This window comes from Burkholderia sola (genome assembly GCF_905400185.1).
GTDB classification, from domain to species: domain Bacteria; phylum Pseudomonadota; class Gammaproteobacteria; order Burkholderiales; family Burkholderiaceae; genus Burkholderia; species Burkholderia sola.
This window is the reverse complement of record NZ_FR989677.1, coordinates 704,104-723,613: the sequence shown is the minus strand read 5'-3', so window position 1 is coordinate 723,613 and position 19,510 is coordinate 704,104. Positions and strand designations below refer to the sequence as shown.

At 66.4% G+C, this 19,510-nt stretch carries 18 protein-coding genes; 9 read left to right on the top strand and 9 right to left on the bottom strand.

From position 1 onward, the window contains the following. Positions 1 to 29: 29 nt before the first annotated feature. The 4 genes from KR541_RS33300 (at position 30) to KR541_RS33285 (ending at position 4,368) form a co-directional block, all read left to right on the top strand. The gene (locus KR541_RS33300; protein WP_050017831.1) at positions 30 to 1,061 is read left to right on the top strand and encodes an ABC transporter substrate-binding protein; all 1,032 of its coding nucleotides are present in this window, start codon (positions 30 to 32) and stop codon (positions 1,059 to 1,061) included. Positions 1,062 to 1,128: 67 nt separating this feature from the next. Further along, positions 1,129 to 2,118 (top strand): ABC transporter ATP-binding protein, encoded by a 990-nt coding sequence (locus KR541_RS33295; RefSeq protein WP_050017832.1) that lies wholly within the window; start codon positions 1,129 to 1,131, stop codon positions 2,116 to 2,118. Beyond that, entirely contained in the window at positions 2,115 to 3,002 is an 888-nt protein-coding gene (locus KR541_RS33290) for an ABC transporter permease (protein WP_216090111.1), read from the top strand. The genes KR541_RS33295 and KR541_RS33290 overlap by 4 nt, the downstream gene beginning before the upstream one ends. Positions 3,003 to 3,150: 148 nt before the next feature. Beyond that, positions 3,151 to 4,368: an acyl-CoA dehydrogenase family protein gene (locus KR541_RS33285; protein WP_216090110.1), complete on the top strand. Its 1,218-nt coding sequence runs from the start codon at positions 3,151 to 3,153 to the stop codon at positions 4,366 to 4,368. A gap of 30 nt (positions 4,369 to 4,398) precedes the next feature. Here KR541_RS33285 and KR541_RS33280 read toward each other — a convergent pair whose 3' ends face one another. The 4 genes from KR541_RS33280 to KR541_RS33265 all read right to left on the bottom strand — a co-directional run bounded on the left by KR541_RS33280 (position 4,399) and on the right by KR541_RS33265 (position 8,774). Then, positions 4,399 to 5,586, bottom strand: a complete 1,188-nt coding sequence (locus tag KR541_RS33280; protein WP_050017835.1) for an LLM class flavin-dependent oxidoreductase — start codon at positions 5,584 to 5,586, stop codon at positions 4,399 to 4,401. A gap of 88 nt (positions 5,587 to 5,674) precedes the next feature. Then, on the bottom strand, positions 5,675 to 6,199 hold the full coding sequence (locus KR541_RS33275; protein ID WP_050017836.1) for a c-type cytochrome: 525 nt from the start codon (positions 6,197 to 6,199) through the stop codon (positions 5,675 to 5,677). Next, positions 6,192 to 7,448, bottom strand: a complete 1,257-nt coding sequence (gene soxC, locus KR541_RS33270; protein ID WP_050017848.1) for a sulfite dehydrogenase — start codon at positions 7,446 to 7,448, stop codon at positions 6,192 to 6,194. The genes KR541_RS33275 and soxC overlap by 8 nt, the downstream gene beginning before the upstream one ends. A gap of 141 nt (positions 7,449 to 7,589) precedes the next feature. Beyond that, on the bottom strand, positions 7,590 to 8,774 hold the full coding sequence (locus tag KR541_RS33265) for a porin (protein WP_050017837.1): 1,185 nt from the start codon (positions 8,772 to 8,774) through the stop codon (positions 7,590 to 7,592). A 491-nt stretch (positions 8,775 to 9,265) separates the two neighbouring features. Here KR541_RS33265 and KR541_RS33260 point away from each other — a divergent pair, with 491 nt between their 5' ends. Together KR541_RS33260 and KR541_RS33255 are read left to right on the top strand one after the other, a co-directional pair. Next, positions 9,266 to 9,610, top strand: coding sequence for a DUF3088 domain-containing protein (locus KR541_RS33260; protein WP_050017838.1), 345 nt, complete (start codon positions 9,266 to 9,268; stop codon positions 9,608 to 9,610). Between the two features lie 52 nt (positions 9,611 to 9,662). Beyond that, positions 9,663 to 10,655, top strand: a complete 993-nt coding sequence (locus tag KR541_RS33255; RefSeq protein WP_050017839.1) for an ABC transporter substrate-binding protein — start codon at positions 9,663 to 9,665, stop codon at positions 10,653 to 10,655. Between the two features lie 162 nt (positions 10,656 to 10,817). Here KR541_RS33255 and KR541_RS33250 read toward each other — a convergent pair whose 3' ends face one another. Continuing rightward, entirely contained in the window at positions 10,818 to 12,515 is a 1,698-nt protein-coding gene (locus KR541_RS33250) for a M4 family metallopeptidase (RefSeq protein ID WP_050017840.1), read from the bottom strand. A gap of 729 nt (positions 12,516 to 13,244) precedes the next feature. On the opposite strand from KR541_RS33250, the gene tkt reads away from it, so the two are divergent. Further along, the gene (gene tkt, locus KR541_RS33245) at positions 13,245 to 15,290 is read left to right on the top strand and encodes a transketolase (protein WP_216090109.1); all 2,046 of its coding nucleotides are present in this window, start codon (positions 13,245 to 13,247) and stop codon (positions 15,288 to 15,290) included. A 132-nt stretch (positions 15,291 to 15,422) separates the two neighbouring features. Continuing rightward, positions 15,423 to 15,737 carry a helicase gene (locus KR541_RS33240; protein ID WP_124555827.1) on the top strand — a complete coding sequence of 105 codons (315 nt, stop codon included), beginning with the start codon at positions 15,423 to 15,425 and terminating at the stop codon, positions 15,735 to 15,737. A gap of 191 nt (positions 15,738 to 15,928) precedes the next feature. Here KR541_RS33240 and KR541_RS33235 read toward each other — a convergent pair whose 3' ends face one another. Continuing rightward, positions 15,929 to 16,300 (bottom strand): winged helix-turn-helix transcriptional regulator, encoded by a 372-nt coding sequence (locus KR541_RS33235; RefSeq protein ID WP_245171947.1) that lies wholly within the window; start codon positions 16,298 to 16,300, stop codon positions 15,929 to 15,931. A 104-nt stretch (positions 16,301 to 16,404) separates the two neighbouring features. Between KR541_RS33235 and KR541_RS33230 the strand changes: the two genes are divergently transcribed. Next, positions 16,405 to 17,259, top strand: a complete 855-nt coding sequence (locus KR541_RS33230) for an SDR family oxidoreductase (protein WP_216090219.1) — start codon at positions 16,405 to 16,407, stop codon at positions 17,257 to 17,259. Between the two features lie 128 nt (positions 17,260 to 17,387). Here the strand turns inward: KR541_RS33230 and KR541_RS33225 are convergent, their stop codons facing one another. The 3 genes from KR541_RS33225 to lra1 all read right to left on the bottom strand — a co-directional run bounded on the left by KR541_RS33225 (position 17,388) and on the right by lra1 (position 19,493). Beyond that, complete coding sequence (locus KR541_RS33225) at positions 17,388 to 18,284, bottom strand: amidohydrolase family protein (RefSeq protein ID WP_216090108.1); 897 nt, start codon at positions 18,282 to 18,284, stop codon at positions 17,388 to 17,390. 88 nt (positions 18,285 to 18,372) lie between these two features. Further along, entirely contained in the window at positions 18,373 to 18,687 is a 315-nt protein-coding gene (gene rhaM / locus KR541_RS33220) for an L-rhamnose mutarotase (RefSeq protein WP_050016972.1), read from the bottom strand. A gap of 17 nt (positions 18,688 to 18,704) precedes the next feature. Beyond that, positions 18,705 to 19,493, bottom strand: a complete 789-nt coding sequence (gene lra1, locus KR541_RS33215) for an L-rhamnose 1-dehydrogenase Lra1 (RefSeq protein ID WP_050016952.1) — start codon at positions 19,491 to 19,493, stop codon at positions 18,705 to 18,707. Between the last annotated feature and the right edge of the window lie 17 nt (positions 19,494 to 19,510).

Genomic DNA, 19,510 nt, shown 5'->3' with positions numbered 1-19,510 from the left:
ATTTCCGCCTCATCCCGACCGGAGTTCCGATGTCGTTTTCGTTATTGCCGGCGCGTCGCGCGCTGGCGGCCACGCTCACCGCCGCGCTCGCCTTCGCGGGCGCACTCATCCCGCAAGCCGCGCATGCGGAGGGCCGCATCCGCATCGCCGAGCAGTTCGGCGTCGTCTACCTGATGCTGAACGTCGCGCGCGACCAGCAACTGATCGAGAAGGAAGGGCGCAAGGCCGGCCTCGACATCAAGGTCGACTGGGTGCGGCTGTCGGGCGGCGCGGCCGTGAACGATGCGCTGCTGTCCGGCGCGGTCGACGTCGCAGGCGCGGGCGTCGGCCCGCTGTTGACCGTGTGGGACCGCACGCGCGGCCGGCAGAACGTGAAGGGCGTCGCGTCGCTCGGCAATTTTCCGTACTACCTCGTGAGCAGCAACCCGAACGTGAAGACGATCACCGACCTGAGCGCGAAGGACCGCATCGCGGTGCCGGCGGTCGGCGTGTCGGTGCAGTCGCGCGTGCTGCAGTACGCGGCCGCGAAGCAGTGGGGCGACAAGCAATTCGACAAGCTCGACGCGCTCACGCAGGCGATTCCGCATCCGGACGCGACGGCCGCGATTCTCGCGAACAGCAACGTGATCACCGGCCACTTCGGCAATCCGCCGTTCCAGGAGCAGGAGCTGGCTGGCAACCCGAACGCGCACATCGTGCTGAATTCGTATGACGTGCTCGGCGGCCCGAGCTCCGCGACGGTGCTGTATGCGACCGAGAAATTCCGCGACGACAACCCGAAGACCTATCGCGCGTTCGTTGCCGCGCTCGCCGACGCCGCCCGGCGGATCGCGGCCGATCCCGAGCGCGCGGCCGATACCTATATCCGCGTGAACGGGTCGAAGATCGATCGCGCGCTGCTGCTGAAGATCCTGCGCAATCCGCAGGTGCAGTTCAAGACCGCGCCGCAGAACACGCTGCCGCTCGCGCAGTTCATGCATCGCACCGGCGCGATCCGCAACGAACCGAAGTCGTGGCGCGACTACTTCTTCGACGATCCGGCGACGGCGGGCGGCAGCTGAGCAGCGCCGATGTTCGGGCGCCGCGATCGACGCTTATGCGTCGGCGCGGTTTCGATATGCGCAATCGATGGTTGGTCCGCACGGCGCCCGGCCGTATGTTGATGGTTTTCCCGCAAGAGATTCGATCGTGAACGCCACTTCTCCCCGAACCTGGTTGCCGCCGTATGCGGCACGTGGCGGCGCGTCGCCGGCCGCGCCGGCCGTGGCCGATACGCGTGCCGACGATCGCCCTGCCGCGAACGCCGCGCAGGCCGGCACGCACAGCGAACGTCTGCTGGCGATCGACCAGGTCAGCCTCGAATACCGCAGCGGCGCGCGGATCGTTCGTGCGACGCATCAGGTGAGCTTCGACGTGTACGGCAGCGACCGCTTCGTGCTGCTCGGCCCATCGGGCTGCGGGAAGTCGACGCTGCTGAAGGCGATCGCCGGCTTCATCGAGCCCGTCGCGGGTTCGATCGCGCTCGACGGCCGGCCGGTGCGCGGGCCGGGGCCCGACCGCATCGTCGTGTTCCAGGAATTCGATCAGTTGCCGCCGTGGAAGACGGTCGTCGAGAACGTCGCGTTTCCGTTGCGCGCCGCCGCGAAGCTGTCGCGCGCCGAAGCACGCGAGCGCGCGCTGCACTATCTCGACAAGGTCGGCCTCGGCACGTTTGCCGATGCCTATCCGCATACGTTGTCGGGCGGCATGAAACAGCGCGTCGCGATTGCGCGGGCGCTGGCGATGCAGCCACGTGTGCTGCTGATGGACGAGCCGTTCGCCGCGCTCGATGCGCTCACGCGCCGCAAGATGCAGGCGGAACTGCTGCGGCTGTGGGATGAATTCCGCTTCACGCTGCTGTTCGTCACGCACTCGATCGAGGAGGCGCTCGTGGTCGGCAACCGGATTCTGCTGCTGTCGCCGCACCCGGGCCGCGTGCGCGCGGAGCTCAACAGTCACGAGCATTCGCTCGACAACGTCGATACCGGCGACTTCCGCGACAACGTCGCACGGATCCATCGCCTGCTGTTCGACACCGACGCACCGCACGTACCGACGACGGAGGACGCCGCATCATGAGTACGATCGATCCGGCCGTGCCGCCGCTGCCGCCCGTGCGTGCCGAATATACGCGCACGCTCGACACGCTGCCCGACGCCGAGCGCGCGGCGCCGGCGCCGCTGCCGCGCCGCATCGTCGGTGCCGCATGGTTTCGCCGCAGCGTCATCGCGCTCGCGCTGATCGCCGCATGGGAGATCGTCGCGCGCATCGTCGCGAACGATCTGCTCGTCCCGACCTTCGGCGCGACGCTGGCCGCGTTCGTGCAGGGCATCGAGTCGGGCGAACTGCTCGTGAAGACCGGCATCTCGATGTCGGTGCTGCTGCGCGGCTATGCGCTGGGCGTGCTGCTGGCGTTCGCGCTGACGTCGCTCGCGGTATCGACGCGCATCGGCCGCGATCTGCTGACGATGCTCACGTCGATGTTCAATCCGCTACCGTCGATCGCGTTGCTGCCGATCGCGCTGCTGTGGTTCGGGCTCGGCACCGGCAGCCTGCTGTTCGTGCTCGTGCACGCGGTGCTGTGGCCGCTCGCGCTGAGCATCTACACCGGCTTCGTCGGCGTGCCCGCCACGCTCAAAATGGCCGGGCGCAACTACGGGCTCACGGGCCTGCGCCAGATCGCGCTGATCCTCGTGCCGGCCGCGCTGCCGTCGATCCTGTCGGGGCTGCGCGTCGGCTGGGCCTTCGCGTGGCGCACGCTGATCGCCGCCGAGCTCGTGTTCGGCGCGAGCGCGGGGCAGGGCGGCCTCGGCTGGTACATCTTCCAGAACCGCAACGAGCTGTATACGGACCGCGTGTTCGCCGGTCTCGCGGCCGTCATCGTGATCGGGCTGCTGGTCGAGAACCTCGTGTTCGATACGCTCGAGCGCGTGACCGTGCGGCGCTGGGGCATTCAGCACTGACGGCGTCCGTACGCGATCAATCCCGGCGCGGGCATAACGTAAGCTGAAATCGGCTTTTTACGCGCGGCGGGGGCGTCCCTATACTTGCGGACACCGTGTCGCGCGCTGCCGCGACACGCCCCGATCTCCCCGAACAAGGACCTGCCGAATGACTGCCCGTGATGCCGTCGATCCGCGCGACGCATTGCGCGACGCGCTTGCCGCGCTGCCCGATCTCGCGACCGCGATCGGCCAGGACGCCGCGCAACGCGAGGCGCGTCGCGAACTGCCGTTCGAAGGGTTCGCGATCTTCCGGCGCTCGACGCTGGGTGCGCTGCGGATTCCGGTCGCACGCGGCGGCCTCGGCGGCACGCTGGTCGACCTGTTCGAGTCGATCGCGACGCTCGCGGCCGCCGATTCGAATCTCGCGCACGCGCTGCGCATCCACTACGACCAGACCGAGACGCTGCGGCTGTCGCCGCGCACGGCGTTCAACGACGTGCAACTCGAGCGTGTGCTCAGTGGCGCGATCTTCGGCGGCGCGTCGACCGAGCGCGGTACGTCGCGCCCGGGCGAGAACACGACCGTGCTGCGCCGCGACGGCGACCACTGCCGCGTGACGGGCCGCAAATACTATTCGACGGGCACCGCGTTTGCCGATTTTGCGCGCATCAACGTGGGGAACGAGCAGGGCGACGCGCTCGCGGTGATCATTCCCGTCGCGCGCGATGGCCTGCAGGTGCTCGACGACTGGGACGGGATGGGCCAGCGCATGACCGCGAGCGGCAGCCTGTTGCTGAACGACGTGCAGGTGTTCGCGGACGAAGTGGCCCCGCGGGACGGGTCGACGCTCGTCGGCCGTCATTGCGGCGCGCTGCGGCAGCTTCATCTCGTCGCGACGGGCGCCGGCATCGTGCGCAACGTGGTGGCCGATGCACGCCGCTACGTGCTCGAGCACGGCCGGCCCGCGCTGCACAGCCCCGCGCCGACCGCGCGCGACGATCATTTTGTTCAGCAGATCGTCGGCGAGCTGTCCGCGCATAGTCACGCGATCGACGCGCTCGTACGAGAAAACGCACGCGCGCTCGACCGCTCCGCCGACGCGATCGAAGCAGGCGCGGCCGACGCGGATGCGCTCGTGCTCGACAGTGCGCTCGCGACCGCGCGCACGCAATTGATCGTCAGCAAGCTCGCGCTGCATGCGGCCGAGCGGCTGTTCGAAGTGGGCGGCGCATCGGCGACGGCGCGCGAGCACAACTTCGATCGCCACTGGCGCAACCTGCGCACGATCTTCAGCCACAACCCGTTGCTGCACAAGGCGCGCGTGATCGGCGACTACGTATTGAACGGCGTGACGACGCACCTGACCGAAGGGCGCGTGTTCTGACGACGGCCGGCGACTGCTGCTGCGCCGTCGTCAACGCCGCAAGCCGGCTTCGCGCAGCAGCGGCAGCACGCGCTCGCCGAAGCAGTCGAGATCGGGCTTGAAGTCGTAGAAACTCAACTGGATACCGTCGATACCCGCGCGGTGCAGCCGTACGATGGTATCGGCGACTTCTTCCGGCGAGCCGGTGATCGAGATGTTGCCGCCGATCGCGCGCGCGGCGGCTTGCGCCCGCTGCTCGAACCCACCGCGCCACGCATGCGCGTCGCTGTCGAAGCGGTGGAAGCTGCCTTCGTCCGCATGCGCGACGATCGCGTCGCGGTACGCGCGCGCTTCGGCCGCGGTTTCGCGGCAGATCACGAGCGGATTGAGCAGCGTGCGGATCGTGCGGCCGCGCGCGGCGGCGGCCGCCTTCACGCGTGCGGTATGCGCGGGCAGCGCGTCGATCGCGCGTTCGGCGTCGGGGCCGGCCGGGCTCGTGACGAACACGATGTCCGAATAGCGTGCGGCGAACGCGATGCCCGCATCGGAACCCGTCGCGTTGATCAGCAGCGGGCGCCCGTAGCGCGGCTTCGGCGTCACGAATGCGCCGCCCAGTCGCCAGCTCGACAGTTCGGGCGTGTAGCTGAAATTATCCGGTTGCGCCCACAACTGCTGGACCGCGTCGAGGAATTCCGCGGCCATCTCGTAGCGCCGGTCGTGTTCGATCCGGTTCCAGCCGAACATCTCGTGTTCGATCGCGCGGTGGCCGGTCACCACGTTGATGCCCCAGCGCCCGCGCGAGATGTGGTCGAGCGTCGCGGTGAACTTCGCGAAATGCAGCGGATGCCACGGCCCGTAGAGCACGTGGCTCGTCGCGACGAGGATGATCCGCTCGGTGCGCGCGGTCAGCGCGGCCAGCGTCATGAACGAGTCGAGCGCGTGGCCGTCGAACACGCCGCCGTAGCCGCCTTTCGGCAGCCACTGCGACAGCGCGAACACGAGATCGAAGCCGAGCGCTTCGGCGCGGGCCACGAGATCGGCGTTGTAGTCGAACGTCCAGTCGGTCGAGCGCGGCAGCGTCGACGCGCTCCAGCCGCCGGCCTGGATCGGCAGGAACAGCCCGAGCATCAGCGGCTGCGCGAGCGTGCGCGACACGGGGCTGTCGGGGAAATCCGCCGGCGAACGAACGTCGACGAACGGCGACGGCGCGAGCGGGGCGGTGACGGAGGAATCGCTCATCACGGGGTCCTTGCTGAAAGGGGCGACGCACTGCGCGCGGGTGGGCTGCTTGATGCGGCTGATGCGGCGGCAAGCGAAGCGACGCGCGTCATAGCTGGCCCGGCCGCGGGTCCGACACGAAGCCGTCGCGGTTCGGCATCTGTACGCGCGGCAGCGTACGTGCGTCGAGCCGGGCGTCGCCGGGCACGATGCCGTTCAGGTGGAGGACGTACGCGGTGACCGCATAGACGTCGTCCGTGCTCAGCGATTGCGGCGCGTTGTACGGCATCGCCCGGCGAATGTAGTCGAACAGCGTCGTCGCGTACGGCCAGTAGCTGCCGACCGTCTTCTTGGGTTTCGCGCTCGCGAGCGAGCCGCTGCCGCCGACGAGCGGATCGCCGACGCCGCCTTCGCCGCCGGCGCCGTGACACATCGCGCATTTGTCGGCGAACACGTGGCCGCCGCGTGCGACCGTGCCCGCGCCGGGCGGCAAGCCGCTGCCGTCCGGCGCGACGTCGATGTCCCACGCGGCGAGCGCCCCGCGATCGATCGGCTGGCCCAGGCCGAAGCCCCCGCCGAACGCGCTCGTCGTCATTGCGCAGGTTGCCAGCAGGCAAGCGAGCGGCTTACGCATTGCGCACCTCGCCGTCCGTGCCGACGCGCCAGTTCTGGATGCCGTTGTAGTGGTACTGCGAGTTCAGGCCGCGCGCGGCGACGAGCGCGTCACGGGTCGGTTGCACGTAGCCGGTCTCGTCGGTCGCGCGGCTTTGCAGGTCGGCCGGCTCGCCGCGCCACACCCAGTCGGCCTCGAAGCGCGTCAATGCGCGGTCGCGTACGTCGCCGGCGAGCCGGGCGGGCCGCCACGTGCGGCCGCCGTCGGTCGATACGTCGACGGCGCGAATCCGGCCACGGCCCGACCACGCGTAGCCGCTGATCGGGTAATAGCCGTGCGCGGCGAGCCGATGGCCGGCCGACGGCCGCGTGATGACCGACTTCGCGTCCATCTCGAACACGAACTGGCGCGCGCAGCCGTCGGGCAGCAGATTCGTGTATTTCGACGTTTCCTCGCGCGTCATCTCCGGCGCCCGCACCAGCTTCAGCCGTCGCAGCCACTTGATGTTCGTGTTGCCTTCGAAACCCGGCACGATCAGCCGCACCGGGTAGCCGTTCTCCGGGCGCAGCCGTTCGCCGTTCTGCGCATAGACGACCAGCGCGCGCTCGAGAATCCGGTCGAGCGGCAGGCTGCGCGTCATCGCCGCGCCGTCCGCGCCTTCGGCGAGCAGCCAGCGTGCGTCGGCATCGATGCCCGTCTCGTCGAGCAGCGTCGACAGCCGGACGCCGGTCCATTCGCAGCACGACAGCAACCCGTGCGTGAACTGAACCGGCAGCCCGCTCGGGCCGTTCCATTCGCTGCCCGTGTTGCCCGAGCATTCGAGGAAGTGGATCCGCGATTCGGACGGAAAACGCAGCAGGTCGTCGATCGTGAAGACGCGCGGCGCGCGCACGAGGCCGTGCACGACGACGCGATGGCGCTGCGCATCGATGTCCGGCACGCCCGCGTGATGACGCTCGTAGACGAGCCCGTTCGGCGTGATGTCGCCGAACAGGTCGGCGAGCGGCGTCATCGACGAGCCGGAGCCGGGTAGCGCAGGCGCGCGGGCGCTGCGGCGAATCACGTCGCGTTCATGCTCCCCTGGCAGGCCGTACGGCGGCGACAGCAGCGGCGCACCGGGCGTGCGCGTCCACGGCGGCACGTCGAGCGGCTGGCTTGCGAGCGCGCCGCCGGCGGGCAGCATCGCGGCAGCCCAACCGCCGGCGAGCTGGCGCAGCGCCGCGCGCCGGCCGCTGCGCGACGCACGGGGAGAAAAACGGGAATCGGTCATGGTCGAACGCGTGTTGTGCGCGGGAATCGCGCGCGGGGAAACGATCATTCTCGGCAACCGGGCGCGGCGCGGCAAACAACGATTCCCGCTTTGCTTATCGCGCCTGTCGTGCTTGTTGCGCCGCGCCCGATGCGCGTGCCGTCAGAACTTCACGCGCAGCCCGCTGACGAACGCGAGCTGGCGGTTCGTCGACGACGCGCTGCCGATGTTCGAGATCGCCGCGATCTTGCGATAGCCGCCCGACGTCGAGGTGCTCGCATCGCCGGCCGCGAGCTGGTAGATGCCCGACACGTAGATATCGGTGCGCTTCGACAACGCATAGTCGAACCCGAGCGTGAACTGGTGCCAGCGCGGCTTCAGCGTCTGGCCGCTCGTGCCCGGCAGGCCGCTCGCGCGCCCGTCGGTGAACGTATAGACCCCGATCAGCGTGGCCGCAGGCGTGAGCTGGTAGCGCGCGTTCACGTCGTAGTTGTTGAACTTGCGCGACGAACCGTCGAGATAATTGAGCTGCGTGTGGCTCCACGCGAAGCCGAGCGTCGCACGGCCGAGCACGTAGTTCGCGCCTGCCGCGCCGATCTGCTGCTTCAGTACGCCGCCATTCAGCCCGTAGAAGAACGCGCCGCTGTAGTCGTTGCCGGTGGTCGAGGTCGCGCCGCCCACCGCGCCGCTCGTATTCGACGCCGCATTCGGGTGATTGAACCGCACATAGCCGCCGCCGATCGACAGCGCGCCGTTCACGTAGTTCGCCGATGCGCCCCACGCGTTGTTGTTCGAGAATCCGGTGCCTGCGCCGCCATTGGCCTGGTTGCTGAACGCATAGAGCAGGTCGGCCGTGAAGCCGGCGATCGCGTCGCTGCGGAACTTCACCGCGTTGTTCAGCCGGAAGCTCTGGTTCAGGTTGTCGTTGTCGCCCACGTGCGTGGCCGGCGACCAGAAACCCGCGCCCGAGTACGGCGCGACGAGATCGGTGATCGGCTCGTACTGACGACCGAACGTCAACGTGCCGAGCCCTTTCTTGCCGAGGCCCACGTACGCGGACCGGCCGAACAGCCGGCCGCCCTGGCCGAGCCCGCCGTCGCTCGGCCGGAACCCGCTTTCCAGCGTGAAGACCGCCTGCAGGCCGCCGCCGAGATCCTCCGCGCCTTTCAGGCCCCAGCGGCTGCCGCTCAGCTTTCCGCTCGTCTGCTGGACGTTGCTCGCGCCGCCCTGGTTGTTCGTATACGCGATGCCGGCGTCGACGACCCCGTACAACGTCACCGAACTCTGCGCATGCGCGCCGACCGAACCGATCGAAACCAAACCCAGCACTACCGTTTTTTTGATCATGACCAACCTCTGTTTTTTGTCAGTACGTTTGCGAGGATCACGATGCTATTGACGACGGACGCGCCGATGAACGGCCGATCCGTGGTTTGTAAATCGCTGCGCGGCCGATTTGTAATGTTCATTGCCGCGGGCCCGGCAGGTGTGCCGCGATTGCGTCCGGCACGCCTGCTGCGGCGAACGCATCGTGCGGACCGCGAACGTCGGCCGCCGGAAACCCGTGGACGCGGTCATATCGATCGATGAAATCGTTCGATATCCGTAGTGCTCGTCGTTCGCATGACGATGCGTCTATGCAACGGCCCACTGGGCGAAGACGGGCCGATGCGCTATGCGCGTTCGCATATCGATTCCGCAAAACGTTGGTAGGGCCGGGCGAGGTACGACGGTAGAGTCTGGCATCCGGCCGCTGGCCGGCATGCGTCGGGAACGGCAGCGCGCACGGATACGCGCGCTTACCGATGGGACGCCCAACGAGAAAGGAGCCATTCGACATGAGTCGCGATGTACTGTTTCTGCTGGAACCGGGCTTTGCCGATCCGAAGCATCCGGGCCAGCGCTTCGTCTGTCCGCATGGACTGCCGATCGAAGGGCTGCTCGCGAGCGCGCCCGATCGCGCCGCGCGTATCGACGTGAAGCGCGTCGGCTTCGAGCGGCCGCGGCCCGCGGTGATCGACGCGCTCGACGATGCGCACCAGGGCCTGCCGGTGCTCGTGCTGGGCCGCGACCAGCCCGCGCCGGACGACGCGCAGACGCTCGGCGACGTGCGCTTCGTCACCGATGCGCGCCGCATCCTCGAACTGCTGGCCGAGCGCCACGGCTTTCCGGCGCTGCATTGACGCGGCGGTTTCGCTTTCCATCCGGTTCCATCCGATCGAACAGGAGCATCCGATGTCGTCAATGTCGGCGGTACGTCGCCGCCTGCTGCTTGCCGGCGCCGCAGTCGCGGCGCACCCATTGGCCGCGTTCGCCACGCCGGCCGCCGATGCCGATCTGGCCGGAACGACGTTGCGCGTCGCGACCTACAAGGGCGGCTGGCGCGCGCTGCTGCAGGCGGCCGGGCTCGACAACACGCCGTATCGGATCGACTGGCGCGAACTGAACAACGGCGTGCTGCATATCGAGGCGCTCAACGCGGATGCGCTCGATATCGGTTCGGGTAGCGAAATTCCCGCCGTGTTCGCCGCGCGGCAGAAAGCCAATGTGAAGTTCATCTCGCGCGTGCGCGAAGACCTGAACAACCAGGTCACGCTCGCGCGCAAGGACACGCCGATCCGCAGCATCGCGGACCTGAAGGGCAAGCGTGTCGGCTACGTGCGCGCGACGACGTCGCACTATTTCCTGTATCGACAGCTGGCGGAAGCCGGCCTGAGCTTCGACGACATCCAGCCGATCAACCTGTCGCCGACCGACGGGTTGTCCGCGTACGATCGCGGCGACATCGACGCATGGGCGATCTACGGCTACAACGGCCAGCTTGCGCGCAACCGCTACGGCGCCCGCGTACTGAAGACGGGGAAGGGCTATCTGTCGGGCAATTTTCCGGTGTATGCGAATCCGCGCACGCTCGACGATGTGCGTCGCCGCGCGGCGACCGGCGATTTGCTGCTGCGGTTCCGACGTGCGTATGCGTGGGCGAACGGGCATTTCCGCGACTATGCGCTCGCGCAGAATCACGAGACGCGTGTGCCGGTTGTGGATCTCGTCTCGATGTTCGATCAGCGCAGCGAAGACTACGCGCTGCTGCCGGTGACGCCCGACGTGATCGCGCAGCATCAGCAGGTCGCGGACGTGTTTGCGCGCATCGGCGTGCTGGACGGGCCGGCGCGTGTCGCGCCGTTGTGGGATACGTCGTTCAATCCGGTGGCGGCGGCGGGGGGCTGACCGCAAGAACACACCGTCCACCGATCGCCTGCACATGCAGGCGATCGGTCGGCACTTCCCGTCATTCACCCCGGCGCCGCGTGATCACGACCGAATCGCTTTCCTCCGAAGCGAAGTACCGTCACGCGACCTCTGGCGTTCGACGTATCCACACAAGCGCCGTCAATTCACCCCGACAGCACTCCACGCGCGCGCGACCGTCGCGCTTTCCGCCGAGTTCGCGCCATACAGGTCGTTGGCCGCCTGGATCGACGCACGCCGCGCGTTCGGGTAGTTCGAGTTGGCGTTCAGGTACACGGTGAGCGTCCGGTACCAGATCTTGCCGGCCTTGTCGCGACCCAGCCCGCTGAACGTCGTGTCGCCGTTGCAGACCAGTTGCGCTCTCGACAGGCCGGTGTCGGTCGACGGCACCGACGGCCCTTCCGACAGCAGGTAGAAGAAGCGGTTGCCGACTCCCGACGTGAAATGCGGATCGTGGCGCGGATTCGACCACGAGAAGCCGCCGGACGGGTAGCAGCTGAACGACCGGCCGTCGAGATCCTGCTTGTACATCTTGCGCAGGCCGCCGCTCACCACGCGCGCGCCGATCACGTAGTTGCCGGGATCGTTCGGGTTGTTCGCGTAGAACTTCACGAGCGTGCCGAAAATGTCGGACGTCGCCTCGTTCAGGCCGCCCGCGTCACCCGAATAGTTCAGGTTGGCGGTGGCCTCGGTCACGCCGTGACTCATCTCGTGCCCGGCGACGTCGACCGACACCACGGGCTTCGGCAGGCGCGTGCCCGGCTCGCCGTCTCCGTACGCCATCACGCGCGACGACAGCCATGCCGCGTTCGCGCCGGTCGTGCCGCTGCCGGTATTGAACACCACGTGCGCGTAGCTTCTCACGCCGCGACCGTCGTTGAAGATGCCGTTGCGATTGTGCGTGGTCTTGTAGTAGTCCCAAGTCAACGCGAGCCCGTAGTCGATGTCTGCCGCGACGGTCTGCCGATCGGTGGTCGTGTTGTTGCCCCACACGTTCGTGCTGCTCGTGAAGATCGGCAGGTCGGTCGCTTGCTCGACCTCGTCCGAGCTCAGGCCGCGACCATCGTAGACCGAGCCGCCGCCGCGGCCCGGATCGAGCATCCGGTATGCGTTCGTGCCGGTCTGGTCCGTCGTGAGCGTCAGGTTGCCGTAGTACAGCGAGCGGCCGGTGCCGGTCGCGGCGGCGGTCTTGATCAGGTCCTGTGCGTCGAGCACGGCGCCGGTGCGGGCGTCGACGTAGTACAGCACGGCGTCGCCGTGCGTGTCGGTCGACTTGCCGTAGACGCGTACCGCATAGGCCAGCGTCGGCGTGACGTCGCGGGCGAACACGACGAGTTCCGGCTCGTCGACGCGGCGCACGTCCGAGTTGAAGCGCGCGGCCGCGATGTGTCTGGCCCGCGTCGCACCGACGTCGGGTGCGTTGCGTACCACGGCGCGGTTCCCGACCTTGCCGATCGTGCCGGCGAGGTTGATCGGTGCGAGCTGCGTTACGCTGGCTTGCTTCAACTGCCCGTTGCTCGAGTGGACGACCACGTCGCCACCTATCACGGGCAGGCCCGCGTGGAAGCGATCGAAACGCACGTGCTCGGTGCCGTCGGGATCGACGATCACGTCCCGCACCTGGAACTGGTCGCCGTCGGTTGGGGCGCCTGCTTGTGGCCCCGCGAACTTCAACGTGCGTGCCGTGCCGCTGGCCGCCACGCTGAAGGCGGTCGGGTTCTGCTGGATCAGTTGCAGCGCCTTGTCGACCGCGGCCGGCTGGTCGCCGGCCTGGGCAAAAGCGCTGAGACTCGCGACGGTAATCGCGGTGATGGGCAGCAGTCGAGACAGTTTCTTCATGTAATTCCCCAGGTTATGAGTGGGTTTGTTCGAGGAATGCATCAAGTGATGACTTTTAAACAAGACATGTCGCGAACAGCAGGGGGATGCTAGGAGGTGATTTTTATAATTACAAGATATTTTCTATTGGATTAATTTTTCATGTCGTTGCTGTCAATCAAGTCGAAATTTGGTGAGAAATTTGAAATGATCGTGTTGATGGTGGTAACGGGGGCGATGCATCGACGGCGTGTGGCTGGGACGCTTTGGGGTTTTCTCGTCGTGGCGGGTGTGTAAGGAGGACGCGCGATGAGAAGTCGAGTCAAGTGGATGGTTGGGATTTTCGTTATTGAATATTGATTTCGATTGTTGCCGATTCGCGTGCCGTCAAATTAATTTTCAATGCTTTTTGTATCTTCTGTTTGTGACGTGAAGTCATCACATGTCCAATGGGCGTCGGGCGAGCGATGCTCGCATGACAACGAGTGGGAGGTGATTCGTGAAGTATCTTGCTGATCGCTTCCGGTGATGTTCGAGCCTTTGGCCGACCGCAGGCTACAGACCGCGCACGGTATCTATACCGATCTTAGTTGACATAATGCGTATTATCAATTCAAAAGGGTCGAATCCCAGAACGTGTAGCAAGGCCACACCAAATATCAAGCGCATTCCGGCGTAACCTCGTCGCCGTCGAGAAGGCATGCACCTTGCCCCGTAGCCTCATCTTTCCGAGCTAAAACAGGAGAACCGATGAGCGATCCCACTGCACATTCCCGGACGGCTGCAAAAGCGGTGCCGCCCCCACGAGCCCCCCATCTTCGCGCACTGGCGAACTGTATTCGCTTCCTCGCCATGGATGCAGTGCAGAAAGCGAACAGCGGACATCCTGGTGCGCCAATGGGGTTGGCTGACGTTGCGACGGTCCTGTTCAACGAGTTCATGAAATTTGACGCGTCGGATCCCCACTGGATCGATCGAGACCGGTTGGTACTGTCCAACGGACACGCGTCGATGCTCCTCTACAGCCTCCTCTATCTGACGGGCTATTCCGACATGACCCTCGACGAGCTCAAGCGCTTCCGGCAAGTCGGCAGCAAGACGCCGGGCCATCCGGAGTACTCGCACGCCGACGGAATCGAACTGACGACCGGCCCCCTCGGACAAGGCATCGCGGAATCCGTCGGCATGGCGTTGGCCGAGCGCGTCATGAATGCGCACTTCGGCGATGATCTCGTCGATCACTACACGTACGTATTTCTCGGCGACGGTTGCCTGATGGAAGGCATTAGCCACGAGGCCATTTCCTTGGCCGGCCACCTCCGGCTGGGCAGATTGATTGCATTCTGGGACAACAATTCGATTTCCATCGACGGCGCGACCAAGCTCGCGGTTTCGGACAACGAGATCGAGCGCTTTCAGTCGGCTGGATGGCGAGTCCTGGAAATCGACGGTCACGACACGAATGCGATACGGCGCGCTATCGAGACCGCTCGGACAACGCATGACCGACCGACGTTGATCGCATGCAGGACGATCATCGGGTTCGGCTTTCCGACCAAGGCCGGGACCGAGAAAGCCCATAGCGATGCCCCGGGCGAGGATGAAATCGCGGGCGCACGCCAGGCCCTCGATTGGCATTCGCCGCCGTTTGAAATCCCGGATGACCTGCTGAAAGCATGGCGGGAGATCGGCGCGCGCGGCCGCAAGACGAGACTCGCGTGGGACGAGCGTGTCCGCCGGGCGCCGCAGGCGCTGCGCACCGAATTCGACCGGCGCAATGCGGGAAAGCTTCCGGATGACTGGAAGGCGGCGATCGCGGCGGCACGGCAGGCATTTATTGCCAGTGGCAGTGCAATGGCCACCCGAAAGGCCAGCGGTGAAGTGCTTGATCATCTCTTCGACGCGATTCCGGAATTGCTGGGCGGCTCGGCGGATCTTACGCAGTCCAACAATACGAAGACGAAGAACCAAATCGCGATCGAGCCTGGCCGGTTCAAGGGTTCATACCTCCACTACGGCGTCCGCGAACACGGCATGGCCGCCGCGATGAACGGCATTGCCCTTCATGGTGGCCTCATTCCGTACGGCGGCACCTTCCTTTGCTTTTCGGACTACTGTCGCCCGGCGATCCGGTTAAGCGCGATGATGCGGGTGCGATCCATCTTCGTGATGACGCACGATTCCATCGGTCTCGGAGAAGATGGGCCGACTCATCAACCCGTCGAGCACCTCGCCGCTCTTCGCGCCATTCCGCAACTCGCCGTCTATCGGCCGGCCGATCCAGTCGAAACGGCGGAGTGCTGGGAACTGATTCTCGAACAGCCGCGCAGGGCCGCACTCCTCGCATTGTCACGCCAGCCGGTCCCGCTCCTGCGCAACGAGCCTGGAAACGAAAACAAGTCGGCGCGGGGCGCCTATATTTTGCGGGAGGCCGATGGCGGGCCGCGCCAACTCACGCTGATCGCGACAGGCTCGGAGGTCGACCTCGCCGTCCAGGCACGCGACATCCTGCAACAGGAAGGCGTGCCGACGGCCGTCGTATCGATGCCGTGCCGCCTGCTCTTCGAGGAGCAGCCGCGCGATTACCGGCGGGCCGTGCTGGGCGTTTCTCCCGCGAGGGTCGCGGTCGAGGCGGCGGTCGAACTGGGATGGGAACGGTACATCGGACCGGAAGGCCGGTTCGTCGGCATGCACAGCTTCGGCGAGTCCGGGAAAATCAAGGACGTGTACGACAAGTTTGGCATCACGGTAGATGCGGTGGTTCGCGCGGCGCATCAGGTGTTATCCGAAGTGTGACATTGCTGCAATCCGCCTCGGATGCGATGACCTTGCAGGACTCGTGGATGTGCTTTGAGAAGTGGGCGGCCTCGATTTTCGGTGGATTCGCGCGTAGCGTTAGAATAGCGCCCCTTCTCATGGGAGACGACAATGTCCTGGTTCGTTTATGAAGTGCCCGAATACCACGAAGACGCCGCGCGCATCGAACCTTTCAGCGAGCTGCGTAGCCGTGTGCTGAAAGCCGGCGGCCCGGCCATGGCAGACGACCTGGAAAGCGTTCGCGAAAACGCCGCGGCGACGGCGGACACGCAGGAGCGCCCGCTGCGTACCCCGGAAAATCCGCAGGTCTTTCCGATTCCTTACGCCGACTCGATGATCCTGGTCGGGTTCATCTTCGATCTGAAGCGCGAATTCCGCCAACTGGTCGTGTCGCCCGTGGAAATGCCCTGGCTGAAAGACGCGTAAAGCGTTGCGCCGGCGGGGTGTCGTACCCGGTGATCTGTTTCGGCATTCGCGCTTTCATCACGAGCCGGCCCACCGCTGGATCCGCGACGCGACGAGCGACCTCATCACAGGGCCGATGCATCACCAGCCGTTGCCGAATACGAAGCGCCGGCGTTCGACGGCGGCGCGATAGCCCGCGCGGTCGCTAATCGCTAGCGCGGCCGGTCACGCAGCAGCAGGCGCGACCCGACCTCCACGATCGACGTAATCGCCGGCAGCAGTTCCTGACCGAGCGACGTCAGCTCGTATTCCACGGACGGCGGCGACGTCGGCAACACGCTGCGCCGGATCACGCCCCGCTCCTCGAGATCACGCAGTCTGCCGGTCAGCACCTTCGCGGTGATGGTCGGGTTGTCGCGCCGCAACTCTGAAAACCGACGCGGGCCATTGCTCAGGCACCAGATCAGTTCGGGCGTCCACAGACCGCCGATCAACGCCATGCATTTCGACATCGGGCAGCCGGGAAGCGGCTCCACCTTCTTTCGCATTCTCAAACCCATCGTCGCACCGGGAATGGTTTCCATTTGGTTACTTGAAAATGATGGTAACCGATGGATAGGTGGTTTCCAATGGAAACCTTCATCCCTACACTTGGAGCCTCACCTATCGATACACGGAGAGCATGAACATGTATGCAATAACGGGAGCATCCGGGCAGCTCGGGCGCCTTGTGATCGACGCATTGCTTGAAACCGTGCCGGCCAACCGGATTATCGCGGCGGTCAGGAATCCGGCGAAGGCGCGCGACCTTGAAGCGCGCGGCGTGGTGGTGCGCGAGGCCGACTACAAGCGGCCTGAAACGCTCGCCACCGCGTTCCTCGGTGTCGACAAACTCCTGCTGATCTCGTCGACCGAAGTCGCCGGCCGCCTGCCATTGCACCGCGCGGTGATCGACGCGGCCCGGCGGGTTGAAGTCTCGTTGCTCGCCTATACGAGCATGCTGCACGCCGACACGTCGCCCGTCCGACTCGCGATCGAGCATCGGCAGACGGAAGAAGTCATCGCGGCCTCCGGCCTCCCCACCGTCCTCCTGCGCAATGGCTGGTACACCGAGAACCATTTGATGGCCCTTCCCGCTGCGCTCGAGCATGGCGCGTTCATCGGGGCCGCGAAGGACGGGCGCTTCTCTGCCGCCGCGCGGAAGGACTATGCGGCGGCCGCGGCCGCGGTATTGACGACGGACGGCCACGCAGGAAAAACCTATGAACTGGCGGCAGACGATGCGTACACGCTGGCGCAGCTAGCCGCGGAGGTTTCGCGGCAGTCCGGCAAGACCGTCGTCTACAACGATCTCGCCGAGGACGCTTATGCCGACGTGCTGACGAGCGCCGGGTTGCCGCCCGAGTTTGCCAGCGTCCTCGCGGATGCCGACGTGGCCGCGTCGCGCGGTGCGCTGTTCGACGACGGCGGCGTCCTCGCGCGACTGATCGGTCGGCCCACGACGTCGTTGGCGAGCGTCGTCGCGACCGCGTTGCGCGATTAGGGCGAACAAGCCCCGATGAAGCATCAGCCAGCGCCGCTGCAGCGTGCGGGTTCGGCTGATGCTGCCGGGGCGCGCGCCCGGCACGTGCTTCGGTGACAACGCTCGCCACCCGATGGCGGGCACGTGGCTCACAGTCGGTAAGTTCGCAGCGCATTGTGGACGAACAGCGCCTCGCGCTCATCGTCGCGGGCGCCCGCGACGATCGCCGCATAAGCGTGCCAGAGCGCCTGATAGCCGGCATGGAGCCGATCGACCGGGAAGTTCGACGCGAACATGCAGCGCGCCGCGCCGAACGCGTCGATCGCCTCCAGCACGTACGGGCGGAAACTTTCGACCGTCCAGCGATGGTCGAACATCGCGAGCCCGGACAGCTTCATCGTCACGTTCGCCCGCCGCGCGAGCCCGCGCAATCCGTCGCGCCACTCGCGCCAGCCGTGCACGCTGGTCCGGTCGACGAACATGCCTGTGTGATTGACGATCACGGACGTGTCGGGATGCGCATCGAGGACGGCGAGCGCGGCGCCGACCTGGGCCGGGTACAACTGCAGGTCGAACGACAAACCGAACTCGCTCAGCATCCCGAAGTTCTCTCGCCAGCTCGGTTCAGTCAGATAGTCCACGTCGACGTAGTTGTACCAGGGGTCCGGATGCCGGTTCAACACCTGCCGGATACCGCGCACGTTCGGATGCGCCGCCGCGCCGGCGAGCCGGATGCGTGCGTCCGGCGCGAACAGGTCGACGCCCGCGACGATGCCGTCCGGCATCCCGCCGCTCGCCGGCGCATCGGCCAGCGCCTGCAGCCAGTCGACTTCGCTCGGCGTCGTCCACACATCGTGGATCGCCTCGACATGCACGACCTTCAGCACGTCGATATCCGCGCCGGCGTCCGCGCGCAGGTCCGCGGGCAGGTAGCGGCGCGGCAAGTCCGCCACCGCGCCCGAGAACGCCGGCTGAGCGCGATCGAGCCAGCTGTAGCTCAACGCGTCGGCGTCCCAGAAATGGACATGGGGATCGACAACCTGCATGTGGGCTCCGTGAGTTCATGCGACACGATGATCCGCTGCAATGGTTCGGCACACGCCGAGCGCTGCCGATCCGTTGAACGGGCCGGCGTCATTCCAGATGGAACATCGGCTCCAGCGATTTCTCGACCGGACGTCCGTCCGGCCCGGTCGCCATCAGGTCGGCCATGTACGCCCACCAGCGACGCATCACGTCCTTTTCGGCGAGTTGCGCGATCCGGTGATCGGCCGGCCGTTTGAGCACGGCGAACAGGTGATGGGTGTCGTCGTCGAGAAAGATCCAGTAGTCCGAGATGCCCGCTGCACGAAGCGCGTCGGCGAGTTCCGGCCAGATCGCATCGTGCCGGCGCCGGTATTCGTCCCGCTTGCCGGGGTGCAGGCGCATCCTGAAGGCGATCGTTTCCATGCCCATGCCTCGCGGTTTCATTGCAGGTTCACGTACATGCCGCCGTCGACGAGCAGCGCGGCGCCGTTCACGTAGCGCGCCATGTCGGACGCGAGAAACACGACGCAGTCGGCGACGTCGTCCGGCTCGCCGAGGCGGCCGAGCGGAATCCGGCGCTCGAAGTACTCGGTCTTGCCGGGCGCGGCGAGATCGTCGTCGTTGATTTCGGTGCGGATCGTGCCCGGCAGCACCGAATTGCAGCGAATCCGATGCGGCGCGAGCGCGACCGCGCACGACTGCATCAGCGCATGGACGCCGGCCTTGGTCGGCGTGTAGTGCGTCTGCATGCCGCCGCCGACCAGCGCGCTGATCGAGCTGGTCGCGACGATCGCGCCGCCGTGCCCTTGCGCGGCCATTTGCCGGGCGACGGCCTGGGTCATGTAGAACGCACCGTGCAGGTTCACTTCCATCGTCCGTTGCAGCAGCTCGGGCGGCAAGTCCAGGAAGCCGTGGAACGGGCAAATTCCGGCATTGCTCGCCAGTACGTCGATCCGGCCGAATCGTTCGACCGCGGCCGCGACGAGCGCGCGGGCCGTGTCCGGCTGCGCGACGTCGCCCGGCACGGCCAGCGCGTCGCGCCCCGTCGCGCGGATCGCGTCGACGAGCGCGTCGATCTCGTGATCGGCCTGCGTGGGCAGCAGCGGGTTCGTCCAGTAGTTGACGACGACGTCGGCGCCATGCCGCGCACACGCCAGCGCGATCGCGCGGCCGATCCCGCGCGATCCGCCCGTCACGACGACGATCCTGTCTTCAAGCAATTTCGTCATTGCGCCCCTCCGTACGC

Coding starts and splice junctions, on each gene's coding strand:
- KR541_RS33295 (WP_050017832.1), top strand. CDS start 1,129: ATGGTTGGTCCGCACGGCGCCCGGCCGTATGTTGATGGTTTTCCCGCA.
- KR541_RS33290 (WP_216090111.1), top strand. CDS start 2,115: ATGAGTACGATCGATCCGGCCGTGCCGCCGCTGCCGCCCGTGCGTGCC.
- KR541_RS33300 (WP_050017831.1), top strand. CDS start 30: ATGTCGTTTTCGTTATTGCCGGCGCGTCGCGCGCTGGCGGCCACGCTC.
- KR541_RS33260 (WP_050017838.1), top strand. CDS start 9,266: ATGAGTCGCGATGTACTGTTTCTGCTGGAACCGGGCTTTGCCGATCCG.
- KR541_RS33255 (WP_050017839.1), top strand. CDS start 9,663: ATGTCGTCAATGTCGGCGGTACGTCGCCGCCTGCTGCTTGCCGGCGCC.
- KR541_RS33250 (WP_050017840.1), bottom strand. CDS start 12,515: ATGAAGAAACTGTCTCGACTGCTGCCCATCACCGCGATTACCGTCGCG.
- lra1 (WP_050016952.1), bottom strand. CDS start 19,493: ATGACGAAATTGCTTGAAGACAGGATCGTCGTCGTGACGGGCGGATCG.
- KR541_RS33280 (WP_050017835.1), bottom strand. CDS start 5,586: ATGAGCGATTCCTCCGTCACCGCCCCGCTCGCGCCGTCGCCGTTCGTC.
- KR541_RS33265 (WP_050017837.1), bottom strand. CDS start 8,774: ATGATCAAAAAAACGGTAGTGCTGGGTTTGGTTTCGATCGGTTCGGTC.
- rhaM (WP_050016972.1), bottom strand. CDS start 18,687: ATGGAAACGATCGCCTTCAGGATGCGCCTGCACCCCGGCAAGCGGGAC.
- soxC (WP_050017848.1), bottom strand. CDS start 7,448: ATGACCGATTCCCGTTTTTCTCCCCGTGCGTCGCGCAGCGGCCGGCGC.
- KR541_RS33275 (WP_050017836.1), bottom strand. CDS start 6,199: ATGCGTAAGCCGCTCGCTTGCCTGCTGGCAACCTGCGCAATGACGACG.
- KR541_RS33285 (WP_216090110.1), top strand. CDS start 3,151: ATGACTGCCCGTGATGCCGTCGATCCGCGCGACGCATTGCGCGACGCG.
- tkt (WP_216090109.1), top strand. CDS start 13,245: ATGAGCGATCCCACTGCACATTCCCGGACGGCTGCAAAAGCGGTGCCG.
- KR541_RS33240 (WP_124555827.1), top strand. CDS start 15,423: ATGTCCTGGTTCGTTTATGAAGTGCCCGAATACCACGAAGACGCCGCG.
- KR541_RS33230 (WP_216090219.1), top strand. CDS start 16,405: ATGTATGCAATAACGGGAGCATCCGGGCAGCTCGGGCGCCTTGTGATC.
- KR541_RS33235 (WP_245171947.1), bottom strand. CDS start 16,300: ATGGAAACCATTCCCGGTGCGACGATGGGTTTGAGAATGCGAAAGAAG.
- KR541_RS33225 (WP_216090108.1), bottom strand. CDS start 18,284: ATGCAGGTTGTCGATCCCCATGTCCATTTCTGGGACGCCGACGCGTTG.